At 62.5% G+C, this 20,055-nt stretch carries 18 protein-coding genes and 1 pseudogene; 10 read left to right on the forward strand and 9 right to left on the reverse strand.

The window, feature by feature from the left end:
• Positions 1-24: 24 nt before the first annotated feature.
• From HCZ30_RS11875 to HCZ30_RS11890, 4 genes are all read left to right on the forward strand, one after another.
• The gene (locus HCZ30_RS11875) at positions 25-993 is read left to right on the forward strand and encodes an SPOR domain-containing protein (protein WP_167638507.1); all 969 of its coding nucleotides are present in this window, start codon (positions 25-27) and stop codon (positions 991-993) included.
• 77 nt (positions 994-1,070) lie between these two features.
• Entirely contained in the window at positions 1,071-1,862 is a 792-nt protein-coding gene (locus HCZ30_RS11880; RefSeq protein ID WP_167638508.1) for a segregation and condensation protein A, read from the forward strand.
• Positions 1,855-2,508 (forward strand): SMC-Scp complex subunit ScpB, encoded by a 654-nt coding sequence (scpB, locus tag HCZ30_RS11885; protein WP_167638509.1) that lies wholly within the window; start codon positions 1,855-1,857, stop codon positions 2,506-2,508. The genes HCZ30_RS11880 and scpB overlap by 8 nt, the downstream gene beginning before the upstream one ends.
• A 42-nt stretch (positions 2,509-2,550) precedes the next feature.
• Complete coding sequence (locus tag HCZ30_RS11890; RefSeq protein ID WP_167638510.1) at positions 2,551-2,745, forward strand: hypothetical protein; 195 nt, start codon at positions 2,551-2,553, stop codon at positions 2,743-2,745.
• Here HCZ30_RS11890 and HCZ30_RS11895 read toward each other — a convergent pair.
• Entirely contained in the window at positions 2,742-3,908 is a 1,167-nt protein-coding gene (locus HCZ30_RS11895; RefSeq protein WP_167638511.1) for a cytochrome P450, read from the reverse strand. The two genes, HCZ30_RS11890 and HCZ30_RS11895, sit on opposite strands and share 4 nt — an antisense overlap.
• 59 nt (positions 3,909-3,967) lie before the next feature.
• Between HCZ30_RS11895 and HCZ30_RS11900 the strand changes: the two genes are divergently transcribed.
• The 5 genes from HCZ30_RS11900 (at position 3,968) to HCZ30_RS11920 (ending at position 10,807) form a co-directional block, all read left to right on the forward strand.
• Positions 3,968-5,728, forward strand: a complete 1,761-nt coding sequence (locus HCZ30_RS11900; protein ID WP_167638512.1) for a sensor histidine kinase — start codon at positions 3,968-3,970, stop codon at positions 5,726-5,728.
• Entirely contained in the window at positions 5,728-6,960 is a 1,233-nt protein-coding gene (locus tag HCZ30_RS11905; RefSeq protein WP_167638513.1) for a sigma-54-dependent transcriptional regulator, read from the forward strand. Before HCZ30_RS11900 ends, HCZ30_RS11905 begins: the two co-directional genes overlap by 1 nt.
• Before the next feature lie 242 nt (positions 6,961-7,202).
• Positions 7,203-8,207: a DctP family TRAP transporter solute-binding subunit gene (locus HCZ30_RS11910; protein ID WP_167638514.1), complete on the forward strand. Its 1,005-nt coding sequence runs from the start codon at positions 7,203-7,205 to the stop codon at positions 8,205-8,207.
• Positions 8,208-8,304: 97 nt separating this feature from the next.
• Positions 8,305-8,988 carry a TRAP transporter small permease gene (locus tag HCZ30_RS11915; RefSeq protein WP_167638515.1) on the forward strand — a complete coding sequence of 228 codons (684 nt, stop codon included), beginning with the start codon at positions 8,305-8,307 and terminating at the stop codon, positions 8,986-8,988.
• Positions 8,989-8,992: 4 nt separating this feature from the next.
• Complete coding sequence (locus tag HCZ30_RS11920; RefSeq protein ID WP_167638516.1) at positions 8,993-10,807, forward strand: TRAP transporter large permease; 1,815 nt, start codon at positions 8,993-8,995, stop codon at positions 10,805-10,807.
• A 690-nt stretch (positions 10,808-11,497) separates the two neighbouring features.
• Here the strand turns inward: HCZ30_RS11920 and HCZ30_RS16890 are convergent.
• The 5 genes and pseudogenes from HCZ30_RS16890 to HCZ30_RS11950 all read right to left on the reverse strand — a co-directional run.
• Positions 11,498-12,499: pseudogene (locus HCZ30_RS16890) on the reverse strand (recombinase family protein); the annotation flags it as partial.
• Positions 12,500-12,780: 281 nt separating this feature from the next.
• A complete protein-coding gene (locus HCZ30_RS11935) occupies positions 12,781-13,110 on the reverse strand; it encodes a hypothetical protein (RefSeq protein ID WP_167638517.1) in 330 nt (109 codons plus the stop codon).
• Positions 13,111-13,845: 735 nt separating this feature from the next.
• On the reverse strand, positions 13,846-14,910 hold the full coding sequence (tcuB, locus tag HCZ30_RS11940) for a tricarballylate utilization 4Fe-4S protein TcuB (protein ID WP_167638547.1): 1,065 nt from the start codon (positions 14,908-14,910) through the stop codon (positions 13,846-13,848).
• Entirely contained in the window at positions 14,900-16,288 is a 1,389-nt protein-coding gene (tcuA, locus tag HCZ30_RS11945) for an FAD-dependent tricarballylate dehydrogenase TcuA (protein ID WP_167638518.1), read from the reverse strand. Before tcuA ends, tcuB begins: the two co-directional genes overlap by 11 nt.
• Positions 16,285-16,965 (reverse strand): GntR family transcriptional regulator, encoded by a 681-nt coding sequence (locus HCZ30_RS11950; RefSeq protein ID WP_167638519.1) that lies wholly within the window; start codon positions 16,963-16,965, stop codon positions 16,285-16,287. The genes tcuA and HCZ30_RS11950 overlap by 4 nt, the downstream gene beginning before the upstream one ends.
• A 61-nt stretch (positions 16,966-17,026) precedes the next feature.
• On the opposite strand from HCZ30_RS11950, the gene HCZ30_RS11955 reads away from it, so the two are divergent.
• The gene (locus HCZ30_RS11955; RefSeq protein ID WP_432442767.1) at positions 17,027-18,109 is read left to right on the forward strand and encodes an AbrB family transcriptional regulator; all 1,083 of its coding nucleotides are present in this window, start codon (positions 17,027-17,029) and stop codon (positions 18,107-18,109) included.
• On the opposite strand, the gene HCZ30_RS11960 is transcribed toward HCZ30_RS11955, so the two are convergent.
• From HCZ30_RS11960 to HCZ30_RS11970, 3 genes are read right to left on the reverse strand one after another with little or no spacing between them, the layout of a single operon-like run.
• On the reverse strand, positions 18,084-19,058 hold the full coding sequence (locus HCZ30_RS11960) for a D-2-hydroxyacid dehydrogenase family protein (RefSeq protein WP_167638520.1): 975 nt from the start codon (positions 19,056-19,058) through the stop codon (positions 18,084-18,086). The two genes, HCZ30_RS11955 and HCZ30_RS11960, sit on opposite strands and share 26 nt — an antisense overlap.
• 11 nt (positions 19,059-19,069) lie before the next feature.
• The gene (locus HCZ30_RS11965) at positions 19,070-19,231 is read right to left on the reverse strand and encodes a hypothetical protein (RefSeq protein WP_167638521.1); all 162 of its coding nucleotides are present in this window, start codon (positions 19,229-19,231) and stop codon (positions 19,070-19,072) included.
• An 8-nt stretch (positions 19,232-19,239) separates the two neighbouring features.
• On the reverse strand, positions 19,240-20,055 hold the full coding sequence (locus tag HCZ30_RS11970) for a universal stress protein (RefSeq protein ID WP_167638522.1): 816 nt from the start codon (positions 20,053-20,055) through the stop codon (positions 19,240-19,242).

Consider the following 20,055-nt stretch of genomic DNA (forward strand, 5'->3'; position numbering starts at 1 on the left):
GCACGTGGGCGCAATGAGGTAAAGATGGCGACGTATTCCGACCTGAATGCGCCCCAAGGGCGGACTCCGAATGTAAGTCAAATTCTGAGTAAGGTCGGTGCCTTGTCCTCCGTGGCCCTTGTCGTCGTGATCGGCGTCTGGGGCTACCAGCTTGTCCAGAAAGATGCGCAGGGCGTTCCGGTGGTACGCGCCACCGAGGGCCCTATGCGCATCGCTCCTGCGGATCCCGAAGGCGATATCGCGCCGCACAAGGGGCTCTCGGTCAATGCGATCGCGGGCCTTGGCGGTGCCGTTGCGCCTGAAACGTCCTCGACCCTCTATCTAGCCCCGCCGACTGTCGGCCTGACGATGGACGACCTGCGCGCCATGCCGACGGCAGAGCAGGGCGAAGTCCTCGCCGAAGGTGTCGATGCCAATTCGCCCGCTCCCGAAGTTCGCGAAATCGCGCTGCCGTCCGAAGATGGCGAAGTGCCTGACGATGCGATTGCCGCGCTGGCCGATGCGCTGGCTGCCGGTATCTCTCCGCTCGTGAAGATCGAAACCGATACGCCGCCTGTGGCGACTGCTGTGAACGGCGTGTCGAGCGAGATCATCGCTGACATCGTTCCCGCCTCTGTCCCTGGTGTGCGCGACGCACCGCGCCCGATCATGCGCCCGGGTACGCTGGCCGCTGCAGCGCGCCGCCCGATGCCTGCCGCTGATCTGCCGACCGATGCAAACGTCACCACGACCCCGATCCCCGTCGGCACGAACCTCGCGCAGCTTGGCGCCTTCGATGCGCCCGAAGTCGCGGCGCAAGAGTGGGTCACATTCAACCAGCGGTATCCCGAATTGCTGGCCGGTAAGGAGCGCCTGATCCTACAGGCCGAACGCGCGGGCAAGACGTTCTACCGTCTGCGCGCTGCGAACTTTACCGATCTGTCCGATGCGCGCCGTTTCTGTGCTGCCATTCAGGCGGAAGGCCCCGATTGCGTCCCTGTCGTCGTCCGCTAAGGCCGCGCTGACCGCCTGACCGTTGACATCCGCGCGCCGGATGCGGAACCTGAGGCGTTGGCGGAACAAGGGTCGTTATGTCCGATCTTTTCGAAGAAGATAAAATGAGCGTCTCCGACCGCATTGCTGCGGAAGCGCTCATTGTGGATGTCGGATCGTTCGAAGGCCCGCTCGACCTTCTTCTGACGCTGGCACGCACGCAAAAGGTCGACCTGCGGCAGATTTCGATGCTCGCGCTGGCCGAACAGTATCTCGCTTTTGTCGAAAAAGCCCGCGAGTTACGGCTTGAGCTTGCCGCCGACTACCTCGTGATGGCGTCGTGGCTGGCGTTCCTGAAATCGCGCCTTCTGCTTCCGCCCGATCCGACCGAAGACGGCCCGTCCGGTGAAGAGCTTGCAGCGCACCTCGCGTTCCAGCTTGAAAGGCTGCAAGCCATGCGGGACTCTGCGGCCAAGCTGATGGCGCGGGACCAGAAGGGACGTGATTTCTTCGTTCGCGGTATCCCCGAGGATGTCGAACGCGTCCGAACCGTTCGCTATACCGCGACGCTGCTCGACCTCATGCAGGGCTACGCCCGCATCCGCACTCGCGACGATTTCCGCCCGTTCGTGTTTGACCGCGAACATGTCGACACACTCGAACGTGCGCTTGAACGGATGCGTCCGCTGATCGGTTATGCCCGCGAATGGACCCAGCTTGCGCAGTATATGCCCGACGGTTGGGAGCAGGATAAAATGCGAACGCGTTCGTCCACCGCCGCGACCTTTGCCGCAGCACTGGAGCTGGCCAAGGAAGGCCGCATCGACATCCGGCAGGGCGAGACCTTTGCGCCGATCCAGATCCGCAGAAAGAACAGGACCGATGACTGACACCACCGAAGACCCCAGCCTGTTCGAAGCGCCGACCGAAGGCGAGCAGGAGCGCATGGTTGAAGCCATCCTCTTTGCCAGTGCCGACCCGATTTCCCTGCGCGAACTCGCCGACCGGATGCCCCACGGCTGTGAGCCTGGGCGGGCTATTGATACGCTACAAAAGCGCTATGAAGGGCGCGGGTTCCGGCTGGTCAAGGTCGGTGACGCTTGGGCGTTCCGTACCGCACCGGATCTGGCCTATCTGATGCAGAAAGAGACGGTCGAGGTCCGCAAACTCAGCCGCGCCGCTATCGAAACGCTCGCGATTGTTGCGTACCATCAACCAGTCACTCGCGCCGAGATCGAAGAAATCCGCGGGGTTTCCGTGTCGCGCGGCACGCTCGACCAGTTGATCGAGATGGACTGGATCAAGCTCGGTCGCCGCAAGATGACGCCGGGCCGTCCGGTGACGTTCCTCGTGACGCAAGAATTCCTCGACCACTTCGGGCTGGAAAGCGCGCGTGACCTGCCGGGGATCAAGGAACTGCGCGCTGCGGGCCTTCTCGATAATCGCCTCCCGCCGGGGCGCGAGGTCACGGGCAATCAGGACGACGATGAAGACGAGGATGACGACGATCAGGTCGAAATGTTCGACGAGGATTGATCGCCGCCTGCGCGATCTTACGTCATGGGGCAGGAGGCTCCGATGGACCTAGCCAGACTGATTAACCTGCTGATCCGCACGCTGAACCGTCGCGGTGTGATCCGCGACATTCACAACAAAACGACGGGCAACAAGAATCGCACGCCCGCCGAGCGCGCGCGGTCGCAGCAGATCAACCAGACAATGCGCAAAGGGCTGCGGGCGATGCGTCTGCTCGCCCGCTTTGGCCGTTTCTAGCCCTTCGTCACCATCAGGCTGTCGAGCCCGTGGAAATGGAACACGTTTGCGTATTGTGGCTCGCCTGCGAGCTTCAGCGCGGGTAGGCGGTCGAAGAGCACCCCCATTGCGACCTTGAGTTCCAGACGGGCCAGCGGCGCACCGACGCAGAAATGGATGCCGCCGCCGAAGCTGGTGTTCGTCGGACCTTTGCGCTCGGGATCGAAGGTGTTCGGATCCGTGTATGCCGCCGGATCGCGGTTCGCGGCGCCGAGCAGGCATCCGAACATCTGGCCGCGCTTTAGCTCGTGGCCAAAGACAGTGATGTCCTCGTAAACCCATCGGGTGAACATATGCAGCGGCGGGTCGAAGCGGATGATCTCTTCGACGCTGGCATCGGTGATCTCTGTAACCCCGCGCTCCAACATGGTTTTGACACCGTTGCCCATCGTGTGAACGGTCGCCTCGTGGCCTGCGTTCAGCAGCAGGATAACGGTCGTGACCAGCTCGTCGGTGGAGAGCTTCTCGCCTTCCTCCTCTGCTGCGATCAGTTCCGACAGCAGGTCGTTCGCGGGTGCCTTACGGCGGGCCTCGATATAGCCGACGATGAACTCGCGGAACTCGGTCGAGGCTTTGGCGGCCGCGTCCTCGACCTCGCGCGTGCGGCGGGCCTGATACATCGCGACCATGTCGTTCGACCAGCGCAGCAGATCATCGGCGCGGTCCTCCGGCACGCCGAGCAGGCGGCAAATCACCACGACGGGGATCGGGCGGCAGAACGCGTCAATCAGGTCGAACGGCTCATCAGGAAATCGGTCGATAAGCTCGTTTGACAGCTCCTCGATATCGCCTGCAAGCGACGCGATCCGGCGCGAGGTGAACGCCCGCAGAACAAGGCTCCGCAAACGCTTGTGACGGGGCGCTTCCAGCTCCAGCATCGAATGCGCGTCGATGTCGTAGAACGGTTTGAGATGCGGCGGGATCGGCGTGGCCTTTTCGGGCGGGATTTCACGCCCCAGACGGCGGTCTTTCAGAAGCGCCGAAACTGCTTCATGCGAGACGGCGCAAACCATCTGGTAATCGTCCCAGTAGAACAGGTCTCCGGCAGCGCGCACGGAGTCGTAAAACGGGTAGGGATTCTGGACAAAGGCGGGGTCGGTCGGGGACTGCTGGAAGTGCTTCATGCGCGGAAGTTGCCCGTCCGCTCTGGTCAACGCAAGGGGACAGTCTGTATGTTCGCGAAATGCGCTCCAATCTTTTCCAGCGTTTCATCGGTTTTGCGGCATTCGCTGCCTTCGTCGCCGTTCTGGCGAGCGGAGTTTACACGTTCGGCTTCCGCTCTGGCGTGGAGCAGTTGGCGCAGCGCGGGCGCTCCGATCTGGCGCTGGCATCGGACCGCCTGACATCGGAATTGCAGAGCTTTCGCGAACTGGCCTCGCTCATCGTCGATCACCCTGTGACCGAACGGGTCTTGGGCGGCGGCACGGCGGGGCAGGTGTTGTCGCGCATCGCCGACAAGAGCGGTGCGCTCGAAATCGCGATCAGCCGCATCAACGGTCAGGAAATCGCGGTGGCTCGCGGCGATGCTGTCCGTGACGACAGTCGCCCCGGTTTCCAGCGGGCGATGGACGGAGCGCTCGGGGTCGACCACCAATATAGCGAACGCTTCGGGCGGCGCGTGTTCATCTTTACCGCGCCCGTGTTTTCGTCCAGCGGGCCCGTGATCGGGGCTGTCTCCGTCACCGTCGACATCGAAATGATCGAGGCCTCGTGGCGCGGCGATAGGCCAGCGGTCTTCTTCACCGACGATCAAAGCGTGGTCTTCGTCTCCAACCGCTCCGAGCTCGTGTTCCGCTCCCAGTCGGGCGACATCCTGTCCGCTATCAGCACCGACGAATACCGCGCGGGCGACATCGGTCCGTTCTTCAAATATGCCACCCGCCAGATCGCGGGGCATGAGGTCTGGGACATCGACGGCGGGCGCTACCTGCCAGCCGAGGCGCTGCACATCACATTGCAGCTACCAACTGTCGGGTTGGTCGGGGAGGCGCTGGTCGATATCTCGCCCGCCCGCCAGATCGCGGGCTTGCAAGCGGCGGCCGCTGCCGCGCTGGTGTTGGCGTTTGGCGCGATGCTGTATCTCGCGACCCTGCGCCGCCTGACACTGGCCGAAGCGAACCGCAAACTCGAAGGGCGCGTGCTGGAGCGCACCGCGGAGCTGGAGGCCGTCGCGACCGACCTGCGCCACGAGGTCGAGGAGCGCAAAGCTGCCGAGGCGCGGTTGAAGAAGGCGCAGGATAATCTTGTTCAGGCAGGGAAATTGTCTGCTCTGGGCCAGATGTCGGCAGGCATCAGTCACGAGTTGAACCAGCCTCTGATGGCGATCCGGTCTTTTGCCGAAAACGCCGAAATGTTCCTTGAACGCGGCAAGCCGGAGAGGGCCGCGCAGAACCTCGACCGCATTTCCGAGCTGGCCCGCCGCATGGGGCGGATCATCAAAAACCTCCGGGCATTTGCCCGTCAGGAGAACGAGCCGCTGGCAGATGTGGACCTCGGATCGGCGATCGAAGCCACGCTGGAAATGGCCGCCGCGAAGGCGCATCACGAACGGGCGCAGATTACTTGGAGAGGGCTCGACAGGCCGATCAAGGTGCGCGCAGGCGAGGTGCGGCTTCAACAGGTGCTGCTGAACCTCATCTCGAACGCGATCGACGCGCAGGAGGGGCAGGAGGCCAAGCAGGTCGAAATCCACGTCGTCCACGCCAGCCGCGTTGTGGTCAGCATTCGCGATCACGGGCCGGGTATCGACGAGCCGGAGAAGATTTTCGATCCGTTCTATTCCACAAAAAAGGTCGGCGCGGCCGAAGGGATGGGCCTCGGCCTTTCGATTTCCTACGGTCTGGTGCAAAGCTTCGGCGGTGCGATCCGCGGGCGGAACCATCCCGACGGGGGCGCGGTGTTTACGATCGAACTTGATGCTGCAAAGGGGCAGGGCGAGCCATGATGACAAAGCGGGTTCTTCTGGTCGATGATGACCGTGAGGTGCGTGAAGCGCTGGGGCAGACGCTGGAACTGGCGGACCTCGACCCGATCCTTGCGGGCTCGTTCGTGGAGGCGAAAGACCACATCGCCAAGGCCTTCGACGGCGTGGTCGTCAGTGACATCCGCATGCCCGGTAAGGACGGTTTCCACCTGCTCGAATACGCGCAGTCGCAGGACAAGGAGCTACCCGTCATCCTGCTGACGGGCGAAGGCGACATCCCGATGGCAGTGCGCGGGATCAGCGGCGGCGCGTTCAGTTTTCTGGAAAAACCCTGCGCGCCCAAGGACTTCCTGTCCACAGTTGAGAGGGCGCTGAAAACGCGGAACCTCGTTTTGGAGAACCGCCGCCTGCGCCGCGAGGTGGAAGCCGGCGATGCTGCTGCGCGTCTGTTGCGGGGGCAATCCGAGCATTCGCGTAAAATGCGAGAGGCCGCGCGCGCCGTTGCCCGCACCTCGGCGGACGTGCTGGTTACGGGCGAGCCGGGTGTCGGGACCGCCAAAATGGCAGAGGTCGTGCACCTTTTGTCGGCAGGATCGAACGCGCCGTTCCTGAAGTATTCGGCCGCGTCGATGTCGGGCGAGGCGCTGGCGGTCGCGTTCCGCGATGGCTCGGACGGATCGGTGTTCCTCGACGAGATCGCCCGCCTGTCGCCTGCCGCGCAGTTTTCGTTGCTGGAATTGATGGAAGGCCACGACCGTCCACGTGTGATCGCAGGAACCTACCTCGATCTGGAGAAGGAAGCGGGCGAGGGGCGGTTTTCGCCCGACCTCTACTACCGCCTGCAAGCCGCCACGATCCGCATTCCGCCGCTGCGCGAACGGCCCGAAGATATTCCCGTCCTTTTCCGTCATTATGTGAACATCGCCTGCGAACAATCGGACCTGCCCGTGCCGCAGGTCACGCCCGAGGTTATCGCCAAGCTGATGGCGCAGGATTGGCCGGGCAATGCGCGCTCGCTCATGAACGCCGCGATGCGGTTCGCGATGGGATTGTCGGACGGCGAGGATGCGCGCGCCGAAGAACTTGGCCTCAATGAACAACTGGCGCAGGTGGAGCGCTCGCTGCTCTCTGCTGCGTTGATGCGTCACCACGGCAATGCGACCGAGGCGGCAAAGGGTCTCAAGCTGCCGCGCAAGACGTTCTACGACAAACTGGTGAAGCACGGGATTCGAGCGGAAGAGTACCGTTTGTGAAGGTGTGCGGATTTTCGCACAGTTGCCGCTAACACCTGTGTGGATTTCCGCCATGCTGCATCTGCGAAGGGGTGCGATACGCCGCGATGTCCACCCTTAACTTCTCAGAATTAAACGGAAAAACGGCCTTCTATGCATAATTTGCATAGCCGTGTTGCGCTACCCGATCCCGACAGAGTCTAACAGATGCAGACGCTCCCAGAGGAAGGGAGCGCAGATCTACACTCTTGGGAGGGAAACCAATGAAGTTTCTGAAGTTCGCAGTTTCCGCTGCTGCTCTGTCCGTCGCCGCAACCGGCGCTTACGCAGCGTGTGATGATGGCGAGATCGTCGTTAAGTTCAGCCACGTCACCAACACCGACAAGCACCCGAAGGGTATCGCTGCCAACCTCCTGATGGAGCGCGTCAACGAAGAGATGGACGGCACCATGTGCATGGAAGTCTATCCGAACTCGACCCTCTACAACGATGACCAGGTTCTCGAAGCCATGCTTCAGGGCGACGTACAGCTCGCTGCTCCGTCGCTGTCGAAGTTCGAAACCTTCACCAAGCAATTCCGCATCTTCGACCTTCCGTTCATGTTCGTGAACATGGATGCCGTCGACGCATTCCAGTCGTCGGAAACCGGTCAGGCGATGATGGACTCGATGCAGCGCCGCGGCCTGCAGGGTCTGGGCTTCTGGCACAACGGTCTGAAGCAGTTCTCGGCTAACGTGCCGCTGAACGCTCCGGAAGACGCTGCCGGCCTCAAGTTCCGCGTACAAACCTCTGACGTTCTGGTTGCCCAGATGGAAGCTCTGAACGCTTCGCCGCAGCCGATGGCCTTCTCGGAAGTTTACGGCGCGCTGCAGACCGGCGTTGTCGACGGTCAGGAAAACACCTGGTCGAACATCTACGGCCAGAAGTTCTTCGAAGTTCAGGACGGCATTACCGAAACCAACCACGGTGTGCTTGACTACCTCGTTGTTGCTTCGACCGACTGGCTCGATAGCCTCGACGCAGATGTACGTGACCAGTTCATGACCATCTTCGACGAAGTCACCACCGAGCGTAACGCCGCCATCGGCGAAGTCGACGCTGAAAACCGTCAGGCTGTCCTCGATGCAGGCGCGACCATTCGCGAACTGTCGCCGGAGCAGCGTGAAGCTTGGGTTACCGTAATGAAGCCGGTTTGGGACCAGTTCGAAGGTGACGTAGGCGCCGAGAACATCGCAGCCGCTCAGGAAATCAACGCTTCGGTCCAATAAGACCAACGCGGGGCCGGCCCGGACCGGCCCAGTGAAAACAGCGGCGGGCGCCTAAAGTGCCCGCCGTTTTTACATCCGGGGATGTAGGGGACAAACCATGGCGTACAAATACGAGCCGAAAGGGCCGGTTGCGCGTGTGATCCACGAATTCGAAGAGACGATGATCGCTCTTCTCATGGGCCTCATGACACTGGTCACATTTATCAACGTTATCCTGCGTTACGCATTCAACTCCCAGCTCATCTGGGGTCTGGAGCTGACGCTTATCCTGTTTGCATGGCTGGTTCTGTTCGGCATCAGCTACGGCTTCAAGACGACCGCCCACCTTGGCGTCGACGTCCTGATCAACGCCGTGCCGCGCAAGGCCCGTATCATCATCGGGATCACCGCCGGTCTGCTGTCGATCCTCTACGCGGTTCTGCTGCTCAAGGGCGCATGGGACTACTGGGCACCGTTCGCGGGCTTTGACGCCACCACGGGCCGTTGGTTCCCGACCGGATTTGCCAACAGCCGCGATCAGGGCTGGTACGAGACCGAGCAGATCCCGATCCCGTTTGCCAAGGAATGGCTCGAAGCGAACTTCAACATGGGCGAAGCCTACGAGAAGATGCCGCGCCTCGTTCCCTATTTCATCCTGCCGTTCGGCATGTTGCTGATGCTCGTCCGCCTCATTCAGGCCACCGCGCGCCTGTTCATGGGCGAAGCCGAAAGCATCATCGTTTCCCACGAAGCCGAGGACGCCGTCGAAAAAGCTGGCGCCGCGCTGAAGAAGGAAGTCTGAGACAATGGAAGTCGTCATTCTCTTTGCGGTCGTAATTGGCCTGCTGATGCTCGGCGTGCCGATCGCGATCTCGCTCGGCCTCGCATCGACCCTGTTCCTTCTGGTGCTGTCGGATAGCTCGCTCGCGTCCATTGCGCAGTCGCTCTATCAGGCGATGGCGGGCCACTACACGCTGCTCGCGATCCCGTTCTTCATTCTGGCCTCGTCGTTCATGTCGACGGGCGGTGTGGCGAAGCGGATCATCAACTTCGCGATTGCCACCGTTGGCCACATGCGCGGCGGTCTGGCGATTGCGGGCGTTCTGGCCTGCATGCTCTTCGCTGCGCTGTCGGGCTCGTCCCCTGCGACCGTTGTCGCTGTCGGCTCCATCGTGATCGCCGGTATGCAGCGCGTCGGCTATTCCAAGGAATTCGCGGCAGGCGTCATCTGTAACGCAGGTACGCTCGGCATCCTGATCCCGCCGTCGATCGTGATGGTGGTCTACGCCTCCGCCACGGACGTCTCGGTCGGCCGTATGTTCCTTGCCGGCGTCATTCCGGGCCTTCTGGCCGGCATCATGCTGATGGCCGCGATCTACATCATCGCCCGCGTCAAGAACCTGCCCAAGGGCGAGTGGCTCGGCTGGACCGAAGTCTTCGGCTCCATGCTGGACGCGTCGTGGGGCCTGTTCCTCATGGTCGTCATCCTCGGTGGTATCTACGGCGGTGTCTTCACCCCGACCGAAGCCGCTGCGCTTGCCTCTGTCTATGCGTTCCTCGTCGCGGTCTTTATCTACCGCGATATGGGCCCGCTCAAAGGCACCGCTTGGGTGCCCGAAGGTGATCGCGGCGAAGCGCTCCTCGGCTTCCGCGTCTGGGGCTTTGCCGTCGTCACCACGCTGATCTACGTCACCGCCGCCTTTATGATCGGTGCTCCGATCTCCAGCGGTCTGATGGCAGGCGCCTTGTTCTTCATCATCGCCACGATCCTCGGCGGCATGATGCACCGCGCCGTTGCCGAAGGCTGGGCCATGTCCCTCGCCATCGGTGCGATCATCCTCGCTGGCGTGCTGCCGCTTGTGTTCACCCTGATCTCGATCTGGGGCAACGCGGACCTCAACACCACGATGCAGGTCATCCAGACCATCCTCGCGGTGATCGTCATGCTGCTGCCCGCGTCGGTCTTCATCTTCGCGCTGATGCGCGCGGCCGAGGGCCTCGTTCAGTCGGGCGGCACATACGAGAATTCGCTCCGCAAAGGTGTGGGCTACGTGGTGAAGGCAAACCTCGACAACCTCGCGATGTTCCTGCCTGCGCTGGTCCACAAGGACACCAAGCACACGCTGCTCGAAGCTGGTAAACTGACCGTCACCCTGATGTTCATCATCGCCAACGCGCTGATCCTGAAGCACGTCCTCACCGACGAGCAGATCCCCCAGCGCATCACCGAAAGCCTGCTGGCTGCCGGTCTCGGCCCGATCACCTTCCTGATCGTGGTGAACGTGATCCTCCTCATCGGCGGTCAGTTCATGGAGCCCTCGGGTCTCATCGTGATCGTCGCGCCGCTGGTATTCCCGATCGCGATGGAACTGGGCATCGACCCGATCCACCTCGGTATCATCATGGTCGTGAACATGGAGATCGGCATGATCACCCCGCCGGTCGGCCTCAACCTCTTCGTCACCTCGGGCGTTGCAGGGATGCCGATGATGCGCGTGGTCAAAGCGGCCCTGCCGTTCCTCGCCGTCCTCTTCGTCTTCCTGATCCTGATCACATATGTGCCATGGATTTCGACGGCGCTGCCCATCAGCGTGATGGGACCGGAGATCATTACCAACTAAAAACAAAAGCGGCGCCTCAATCGGGCGCCGCTTCTTCATTCTGACCCCAAATACCTCGGGGGTAGGCCGATAGGCCGTAGGGGGCGGCGCCCCCTGCCTGACCGATAGTTGCGCTTTGTCGTTGAAGAGGTCGGCGATGGCCGGTTCAACGTGTGCCGCCGAAAGCAAACTGCCGAGATCGATAATGATCTCGGCAGCTATACCGTTTGGTGATTTTGGGTCGGGTCTCAGCTCGACGTGTCGGATGAGCTCCGTCATGTACTCGTTTGCTTGATGAACAAGTTCTGGGTCGCCGAGTAGGCTTTCCAATCGCTCAATAGCCTGAGCAAACAACTCTCGGCTATCCGTCGGCAGCTTCGGCAGAACCGCCTCCTTCTGATGATAGTGCTCCAGCTTCGCTTCGAACCCTTTGATCTCTGCCTCCACCTCACTGACCCGCTCCAGCAATGACTCAAAGTTCGCGCCGCCCTCGATAGCCTTGTAGAGGTTCTTCCTGCCTTTCACCGCATCAGCGAGACGGCTCTCCAAGCGTTTCTTCGCCGCGGTTTGATCGCTGCTTGCGAGCGACTTGTACTCCGCCGTCAGTGCCGCATCGAACGTCGCCGCGAGCTCCGGTGTCAGGAACTGCCCGCGCAGTTTGTTGAAGATGCGCGCCTCGATCGCGTCCTTTTGGATCGTCTTCTTGTTTGCGCACGCGCCCTTCCGCGCTTCGCGGCATCCGAAGTAATCGCGCCCTGTCTTGATGTATGGTGCCCCGCAGCATCCGCACTTCATGAGCCCCGAGAGGAGATACTTGCTCCGCCGCGCGCCGACGGGATTGCCCTTGCGTTTGGCTTTCGCGGCTTGTGCTGCCAGCTGTGCTTCGACGCGGTCCCAAAGCGCCTGATCGATGATCCGCAGAGACGGGATCTCGATCTCGTTCGCAGCGTCAGGCGTGGCGAGGATTTCCCGGCGGTGGGTCTCGGGATGATAGCGCCGCGCGGTCTTCCCGACGCTCGCGAACCCGATGTAGAGCCGGTTGCGCAGCATGCCTTCGAAGCGCGCCGGATTGCCGCGCAGGGTGCTGTTGTCCCACGTCCCTCCGCGCGGCGACGGGTTACCTTCCGCGTTGAGCCGCCTGATGATGGCTTGCGTCGAGTGCCCCTCGGCGAACTCGCGAAAGATGCGGCGCACGATCTCGGCCTCGGCGGGATCGATCTCGCGGTTCAGCCCTTGGTCGGTGTCGAGACTTCTGTACCCGTAGGCACTGGTGTGCAGCCGCAGCCGCGACAGGCTCTGGATCATGCCGCGCCGCGTGTGCTCACCGACCGACTTCGCATAGAGCTGCGCGCCAAGGCCGTGGATCAGCACAGTGATGAAGTTCTGCGGACCCTCGTTGACGGAATGAAGCTCGACCTGCGAGAACTCCATCAACTCGAACTCGGTCATGGCAACTTTGATGCTGCGGGTGAGACGGTCGACCGCTTCGACGACGACAACATCGACGAGGCGCGCGTTGACGGCGCGGCGCAGCGCCTGGAACCCCTCGCGGCGCGTTGTGCGACCGGACTTCTCGCGGTCCACAAACCTGTGCGTCACCGTCCAGCCCTGGCGTGCGGCAAAGCTTTCAGCGTGGGCGATTTGATCCTCGATCGAGGTCTGCTTCTGCAAACCCGAGCTGAAGCGGGCGTAGATGGCGACGCGTTTCGTCATTGGGCGGTCTCCTTTGTCGGGGCGTTCGGGCTGTTGGCGGCGGGCGTTTTGACCAGCTCGCGGACGATTGCAGCGGCGAGCAAACGGGCAAGCCCATGGCACGCCTGCGGGGGGACGGCGGCCTCCCGAACGGAGGCGTCGTTGGCGGCTGTGATAGTCTTTTCGGGTGGCATGAACGGCTCCTTGATCGATCTCAGTCAGGAGTTGCGTTCGTCTCCGCAGACACGGAAATATTTATCGAAAAATTTCCAGCAGCCGTCTGCTGGATCAAACCCAGCGGGTCACCGCGACCTCTGCAAAGAGGCCGCAGAGACATAGACGTCGACGGTCGGACGGAAGAGCACAGGCACCGAAATGCCGCAGTCCCGAAGCTGGGCTGGCTCGGCGATCACGATGTCACCTGCCTGCACAGACACATTGCGCGGGTCGAGCCCGGGGGCGATCCTATTCACAGGACCGTCGCTCGTCATGATCGTATCGATGATCAACCAGGGATGCGGCTTGAGGTCCGACGGTCTTCCGTCTTGCGATTGTTGAACGGGTATCGAGATGATGTCGCCCGGAACCAGTGGTTCCTTATAGACAATGTGAGCGGGTGTGTGGGGGGGCATTATCGCCTCCTGTCGTTGTTGGAAAAAACGACGCGCGGAACCTGTCCACTGCCCCCCTTCATAGGGCTTCGGGGTGTGGTTTGATTGCGTGCGTCACCGACGCTGCACGCAAGCAAACCTCGCCCGGATGCCCGACACTCCCACGCAAACGATGATCGCCGGATGGCGGCCGCTTGCAAATGGGGAGAGCGCCGAGAGGGGTAGCATCCCTCTGGGCCCGCCGGAGGGGCCGGAAGAGTTCAGAGAGGGCGGCGAGCGTCTCTCTGATCCGTCAGACAGACGCCAAGAGGGTCCGGGGAGACTGGCGAAGATCCCCCCGGTCCGCCGGAAGGGCGCCTTAGGGTGCAGGGAAAGTGGCGAACAATCTCTGCCCTGGGGGTTCGGGGGATGTGGAGCTTCCCCCGAGCGGCGCGCAGCGGCGCCGGGTCCGGGGCCACACCCCGGCGAACGCGCAGTAGGAGCTATTGGACGAAGAACAATTGCGCCTACTGCTTAGTGAGTAATCCCCCCTCGCAAAAATTTGCTCGGGGGGAAGAAGCAGTAGCAGGACAGATAGGGTTGGTCGCAGCTGGTACTCGTCACGAAGATCGAACCAGCTGAAACATTCCACGCGCACTACGCATCAAGTGGAACGAGCAAAAAGGGCGGGAAGCGGTCGTTCGCGACAACGATTGCGAAAGTCCGAAAAACCTTAAACAACACCTTTTCGGGACGGCGAATTGCCGGCCAGTCATCTTACTTTCTGCTTCGACCAGCGTCGGCAGTCAAGGCGGTTAGCCTGTAGAAGCCATGCGCCATCTTGGTGAATGGCGCGAGAAGGAAGAAAGCCAAGACGGCGCCGAGATGGACCGCGAGGAGGGTCGGCGTCGCGGCGGTTTGACCAAATGCGTAGAGTGCCAGTCCGCTGAAACCGGTGAAACCCAGCAGTCCGATAAAGGCCACCTCTCCGCCGAAGGCACCAGCAGCGCCCAACGTCCGGTCCGAGCGCAACTTCAATCGGATCATCTCGAAACACCCCACCACGAGCAACAACCCGCCGGAAATGCCCAGAAGCTTTGGCACGGAAAACAGCCGATAGGGCGCAGGCATGTCGAGCATGTAGTGCATCACAGTCGCGACGCTGGTGGCCGCAAAACAGAGCAGGAAGCCGTACATGACTGCCTGATGAACCGCGCGCCGGGCGTGGGTGAACCGATCTTCGTCCTCAAAATTGCAGCCGTCGCCATGCCCGCCCTTTAGGTTCTTCATGCTGGCCGCTTGTCGCAGCGCCGCGATCAGATGCGCGGGCCGGAACGGACCGGCATCGATGTGACGCCAGTAGCGGCGCAGGCTCACCGCGATGCTGACCAGCGGGAACAGGAAGGCAGGCAGGAAGATCGCCACCATCGCGTTATGCGACAGCACCGCGTAAAACCCTTCGCCCCCCACCGATGCCAGAACACGGGCCGCCCAGAACAACAGGGCAAACCCGATAACGCTGGCCACAGCGATCAGAACGCCATTTTTCTGAAAGGCTTTCCCGGCGGCACGGGGGAAGGCGAGTTCCTCCCAGCTGTCCTGCCGGACATTGGCCAGCGCCTGCGGCAGGTTCAGGTCGAATTCGTGCGGGGCCGTGTATTGGCAGGCGTAGTAGCAGCCCCGGCAGTTGTGGCAGAGGTTGGCCAACTGCGTCAGATCGCCATCGCTGAACGCGCGCTCGGCGTGCAGGGCGGGGAAGACCGAACAGTACCCCTCGCAATAGCGGCAGGCGTTGCAGATCTCGGCCTGGCGACGGGCTTCCTGTAGAAGATCAGTTTGCATTTGCATGGGCCGCGGCCTCCTTGCCTGCGATGCGTCCGAAGACGGTTCCGATGGTCATGCCGAACCCGGCAAGATAGCCTTGGCCAAGGATCGACCCGGCCATGGTTTCACCCGCCGCCCAAAGGTTCGTGACGGGTCGGTTGCCGATGGCGCATTGGGCCGTCTCGTCGACCTTCAGCCCGAGATACGTAAAGGTTACGCCGGTGCGCAGCGAGTAGCCGTAGAACGGCGGTTCCGTGATCGGGCGCGCCCAGTTCGTCTTGGGTGGGGTAAGACCCGTGGTCGTGACGCCGTCCAGTTCCGTGGGGTGAAAGCCCGAGGTGTCACCGCAAGCGTCGTTGAACGCGCTCACCGTCTGGACCAGCGCATCGGCGGGCAGGCCCATCTTTTCGGCCAAATCTTCCAGCGTGTCCGCTTGGATCGGGGGGAAGACCGAAGGCATGAACAATTCCAGCGACTTGGCGTCGATGATCACATATCCCACCTGTTCGGGTTGCGCCGCAACAAGACGGCCCCAGATGGCATAACGTTTGGGCCAGACATCCTCGCCCTCGTCATAAAAGCGCTGCGCGTCCTTGTTGACCACGATGGAGAACGGCACGCAGTCAAGCCGGGTAACGATGCCACCGTCGAACTTGGGCGCGCGGCCGTCGATGGCGACGGCGTGGCATTGGGTGGGGTCGCCCACCTGCTCGACGCCCTGATCCAGCAAATCGGCCAGAACGACGCCGCGGTTGTAGGGCGTGCCGCGAATAAGGAAGTTCTTCGCCGCTGGCCCCCAGGCGCGGGCGAGCCAGTCGGTATCGGCCTGAAAACCGCCGGAGGCAACGACGACGGCCTTCGGCGTGATCGTATGTGTCTGACCGTGCCGCGTGTAATCCACGCGGGTCACTCGGTCATCGTCCAATTCCAGATGCGTGACGGCGGCTTCGTATTCGACCTGCACACCAAGTTTTTCCGCAGTGAGGTAGTAGGCGTTAACGAGGCTCTTGCCGCCGCCTAGGAAAAAGGCATTCGTCCGCGCCAGTGACAGTGTACCCGAAAGGGAGGGCTGAAAGCGCACGCCGTGCTCTTCCATCCAGGGCAGGCATTCTTCGGATGTGCGGATTGCAAGCCGCGCCAGCCCCTCGTCGGTCTTGCCGCCGGTGACCTTTATCAGGTCTGCGAGGTATTCCTCCTCGGTGTAGCTGTCGACAAGCGGCCCGAGCGGGCCATGGTGCATGCAGCGAAAGTTGCGGGTGTGGCGGGAATTGCCGCCGCGATAGGGCTTGGGTGCGGTTTCGAGGATGAGCACGCGCGCGCCTGCCTCGGCCGCGGTGATGGCTGCGCAGAGCGCCGCGTTGCCGCCGCCGATGATGGCGATGTCGGGGGATGTCACAGGAGGTCTCCGTCATATCCGGGGGATTTGTGGCTACTGGCGCGCAGGTCGCGGACGCGCACACGTTGGGCGGCCTCGATATGCGCGCGCATGGCGGCTTCGGCCAATGACCCGTCGCGCGCCTTGATCGCGTCGAGGATGCCGAAATGCTCTTCGACCGCCTTTTCCGCCCGGTCCGGTTCGGTCAGCGTCGTCGGGCCAAGGATCATCAGCGCCTTTTGCAGCGTGTGGATCGAACGGGCGAGGAAACGGTTCTTGGCCGCGTCGAGCAGCGCCGCGTGAAACTGGCGGTTCAGGATAAAGGCCTCGGGCGCGTTGCCCAACGTGGCCATCTGCTGATTCATGTCGATCAGTTCTTCGATCTCGATGTCCGAGGCAGCGCGGGCGGCGAGGCGGGCGGCGGTGCCTTCCAGCACGGCGCGCATTTCGTAAAGCTCCATGACCTCAGCATAGTCGAGCCGGCGCACCGTGGCACCTTGACGGGGCACATGAGTGACGATGCCGTCGGCCTCGAGCTGGCGGATCGCCTCGCGCACGGGGGTGCGCGACACGCCCAGACGTTCGGCCAGTTCTGTTTCCAGCAGACGGTCGCCGGGATTCAGGCGACCCTCGCGCAGCTCGGCCATCAGGCGCATGTAAGCGGCGTTGCCCTGCGGGGCGCTGTCGTCATCCATCATGTGAAGCCTCGGATCCAATGTGCAGGTCGGGTATTGTATACGGGTGGATACAAGCGTATGCATGAAGCGTCAAGACACTGCGGAGGCCGGTTTGCGCAAACATTTTTCCCATCCGATGACGCGGCGTGTGCTGACCTTTGTGCTGGCTGCCGCAGGCACGGCGCTGTTCTGGGCGCTCGACCTGCCGCTGCCGTTCCTCTTTGGCCCGATGGCCTTTTGCCTTGTCGGTGCGCTCGCCCATCTGCCGCTCAAGGGCTTTGGCGAAGTCTCCGTCGCCGCGCGCACGATCCTCGGGGTTGCCGTGGGCGCGTCGATCACACCGCAAGTGATCGCAGAGTTGCCACGCATGGCGCTGTCAGTGGCGCTGATCCCGATCTTCATCGCCGTGATCGCGCTGGTCGGCGTGCCGTTCTTTCGCAGGCTTTGGGGCTTTGATGCGCCGACGGCCTATTACGCGGCCATGCCCGGCGGGCTTCAGGACATGGTCATTTTCGGCACCGAGGCGGGGGGCGATCCGCGCGCGCTGTCGCTCGTTCATGCGACGCGGGTGCTGATCATCGTGACGCTGGCGCCGTTCATCCTCGGCCATTTCTACGGCGCAGAGTTGAGCAATCCCATCGGGGCGCCGGTCGCGGATCTGCCGTGGTCCGAGCTCGCGATAATGGTCGCCGCCGCCTGGGTCGGCTGGAAGGGGGGCGAGCGGCTGGGGCTTTTCGGGGCCTCGATCCTCGGGCCGATGATCGTCACGGCGGCGCTGTCGCTGGCGGGGGTCGTGCATTTCCGCCCACCCGCCGAGGCGATCCTTGCCGCGCAGTTCTTCATCGGCTGCGGCATCGGCGTGCATTTTCTGGGGGTCACTTGGCGCGAGCTGACGCGGGTGGTCGCGGCGGGCGTGGCCTATGTCCTTGTTCTGGCCGTTCTGGCGGCGGGGGTTTCAGGGCTGGTGACGGCCTTGGGCTTTGGCGATCCGGTGCCCGCCTTTCTGGCCTTTGCCCCCGGCGGGCAGGCCGAGATGACGGTGCTGGCCATCGTAACCGGTGCGGACCTTGGGTTTGTCATCACCCACCACCTGACGCGCATCGTGATCGTGATCGTCGGCGCGCCGGTGCTGGCCGGGATTATCGCCCGTAGACGGAAGGGTTGACCATGTGGATCGGCGCGCCTTGGGCATAGGCGTTCACCTGCGCAAAGATGTCTGCGAATTGCTTGTCGAACTCGTCCTCGGTCACGAAGCCGATGTGCGGCGTCGCGATCAGGTTCGGATGGGCTAGCAGCGGGTCGGCGGCATCGGTGAGCGGCTCGCTGTCGAACACGTCGATTGCGGCCATTTCGGGACGGCCTGCGTTCAGACCGGCCAGCAAGGCCCGCGGCTCGATTAGCCCCGCGCGAGAGGTATTCACGAGAACCGAGCGCGGCGACATCTGCGCAAGATCTGCCGCCGTCACGATGCCGCGCGTCTCCGGTGTCAATCTAAGGTGCAGCGAGACGACGTCGCTCTGTGCAAAGAAAACTTCACGGCTATCGGCGACGGTTTCGCCCGCCGCTAAGGCTTTCTCGCGGCCCGCTTCGGAACCCCACCAGACGACCTCCATCCCGAAGGCGCGGGCATAATCAGCCACAACGCTTCCAATCCGGCCATAGCCATAAAGCCCGAGCCTCCGCCCGCGAAGGGTGCGTCCCACGCCCATTTGCCACTGACCCGCCTTGGTACTGGCCATCTGCTGCGGCAACTGACGCATGGCGGCGAGGATAAGCGCGAAAGTCAGCTCCGCTGCGGCGTAGTTCGCGCCATCCGCACCCTTGTTGGAACAGAGCAAGACACCCGCATCGGTGCAGGCCTCCACATCCACATGCGGCCAGGCCCCGCGCTGCGAAATAAGCCGCAGGTTCGGCAGCCGCTCAAGCAGATCGCGGGTCACGCGGGTGCGTTCGCGAAAAAGCACGACGCACTCGGCATCGGCGAGGCGGGCAGCTAGCGCTTCTTCGTCGGACAGATGGTCCGTCCAGACCGTGACGTCATGCCCGTCGAGGAGGTTGAAGCAGGGAAGACCCCGTAGCGTATCGAACCAGTCGTCGAGGATATGAACCTTCATTGCCTGCGCCTTTATCCATCCGGAGATAGAGCCTTGATGGCCCGACTGATCCGTTCGTGCAAGATCTCTAGGTCTGGCTTGCCAGCATCTTCTCCCATGAGCCTTTGTGACAAATCACGGCGCATATCTTCAAGCGCATGGCGCAGGCGGGATAGTTTTTCATAATCCGACATCTTGGGCCTCAGTGTGACAGCAGAACGGGGATATCGATACGGGCGAGCACTTCGGAGGTGACGCCGCCCAGCAGGTCTTCGCGGAATTTGGAATGCTCGTAGGCGCCGAGCACCAGAAGTGACGGCCGGTACCTGTGGCACCATTCCAAGAGCGTCGCGGCTACAGGATGGGAGGTCGGCCATTCTTCGAGCAACGGATCGACCCCGTGGCGGGACAGGTGGGTCATCAGATCTTCGATCGGCCAGCTGGTGCGCGGCCCGACGGTCAGTACGCTGACGCGCCCACCTTCTTCGAGCAGGCGCAGGCTGTCAGACAAGGCGCGGGCGGCAGCGCGGCCACCGTCCCATGCGAGGGCCGAATGGGTCAGCGCAGCGCCGCCGTCATGGCCTGCAGGAACAACGATCACCGGTCGACCGGACATCAGGGCGATGCGATCGGGATGAAGTGTGACATGCTCGTCATCCGTATCGGCGTGGTTGCCGACGATCAGCATGTCGTAATGCCGAGCGGCTTCCGATAGGAGGGTGTCGACACGGCCCGTCACCTCCTTGAGGGTCAGATCGCCTGCCAGTCCAAGTGCTTTGCGCTCGGTCTCGAACCGTTCCTCGATCTCGCGCAGGATATCGGAGTTGGCGGCTTTGAGCAGGGTACGCGCCTCTTTTGGAATCCAGCGCGAGCGTCTGTCGATCACCTCGTGGGAGGTGTGGGCGAGCATTGCCGTCACATGAGCGCCCAACCGGTCGGCCAGCGACGCCGCGTAGCGGAGCGCTGCGACCGAGCCGTCCGATCCGTTGAAGGCCACAAGAAGGTTCATCATCGGCAT

Source organism: Marivivens donghaensis, from assembly GCF_011806565.1.
Lineage (GTDB): Bacteria > Pseudomonadota > Alphaproteobacteria > Rhodobacterales > Rhodobacteraceae > Marivivens > Marivivens donghaensis_A.

Excerpts from the sequence above, each read along its gene's own strand:
- HCZ30_RS11895 (WP_167638511.1), bottom strand. The coding sequence starts at position 3,908 with ATGAAGCACTTCCAGCAGTCCCCGACCGACCCCGCCTTTGTCCAGAAT.
- HCZ30_RS11880 (WP_167638508.1), top strand. The coding sequence starts at position 1,071 with ATGTCCGATCTTTTCGAAGAAGATAAAATGAGCGTCTCCGACCGCATT.
- HCZ30_RS11970 (WP_167638522.1), bottom strand. The coding sequence starts at position 20,055 with ATGCCGATGATGAACCTTCTTGTGGCCTTCAACGGATCGGACGGCTCG.
- HCZ30_RS11910 (WP_167638514.1), top strand. The coding sequence starts at position 7,203 with ATGAAGTTTCTGAAGTTCGCAGTTTCCGCTGCTGCTCTGTCCGTCGCC.
- tcuB (WP_167638547.1), bottom strand. The coding sequence starts at position 14,910 with ATGCAAACTGATCTTCTACAGGAAGCCCGTCGCCAGGCCGAGATCTGC.
- HCZ30_RS11875 (WP_167638507.1), top strand. The coding sequence starts at position 25 with ATGGCGACGTATTCCGACCTGAATGCGCCCCAAGGGCGGACTCCGAAT.
- HCZ30_RS11905 (WP_167638513.1), top strand. The coding sequence starts at position 5,728 with ATGACAAAGCGGGTTCTTCTGGTCGATGATGACCGTGAGGTGCGTGAA.
- HCZ30_RS11935 (WP_167638517.1), bottom strand. The coding sequence starts at position 13,110 with ATGCCCCCCCACACACCCGCTCACATTGTCTATAAGGAACCACTGGTT.
- HCZ30_RS11955 (WP_432442767.1), top strand. The coding sequence starts at position 17,027 with ATGAAGCGTCAAGACACTGCGGAGGCCGGTTTGCGCAAACATTTTTCC.
- HCZ30_RS11950 (WP_167638519.1), bottom strand. The coding sequence starts at position 16,965 with ATGATGGATGACGACAGCGCCCCGCAGGGCAACGCCGCTTACATGCGC.
- scpB (WP_167638509.1), top strand. The coding sequence starts at position 1,855 with ATGACTGACACCACCGAAGACCCCAGCCTGTTCGAAGCGCCGACCGAA.
- HCZ30_RS11915 (WP_167638515.1), top strand. The coding sequence starts at position 8,305 with ATGGCGTACAAATACGAGCCGAAAGGGCCGGTTGCGCGTGTGATCCAC.
- HCZ30_RS11890 (WP_167638510.1), top strand. The coding sequence starts at position 2,551 with ATGGACCTAGCCAGACTGATTAACCTGCTGATCCGCACGCTGAACCGT.
- HCZ30_RS11900 (WP_167638512.1), top strand. The coding sequence starts at position 3,968 with ATGCGCTCCAATCTTTTCCAGCGTTTCATCGGTTTTGCGGCATTCGCT.
- HCZ30_RS11920 (WP_167638516.1), top strand. The coding sequence starts at position 8,993 with ATGGAAGTCGTCATTCTCTTTGCGGTCGTAATTGGCCTGCTGATGCTC.
- HCZ30_RS11960 (WP_167638520.1), bottom strand. The coding sequence starts at position 19,058 with ATGAAGGTTCATATCCTCGACGACTGGTTCGATACGCTACGGGGTCTT.
- HCZ30_RS11965 (WP_167638521.1), bottom strand. The coding sequence starts at position 19,231 with ATGTCGGATTATGAAAAACTATCCCGCCTGCGCCATGCGCTTGAAGAT.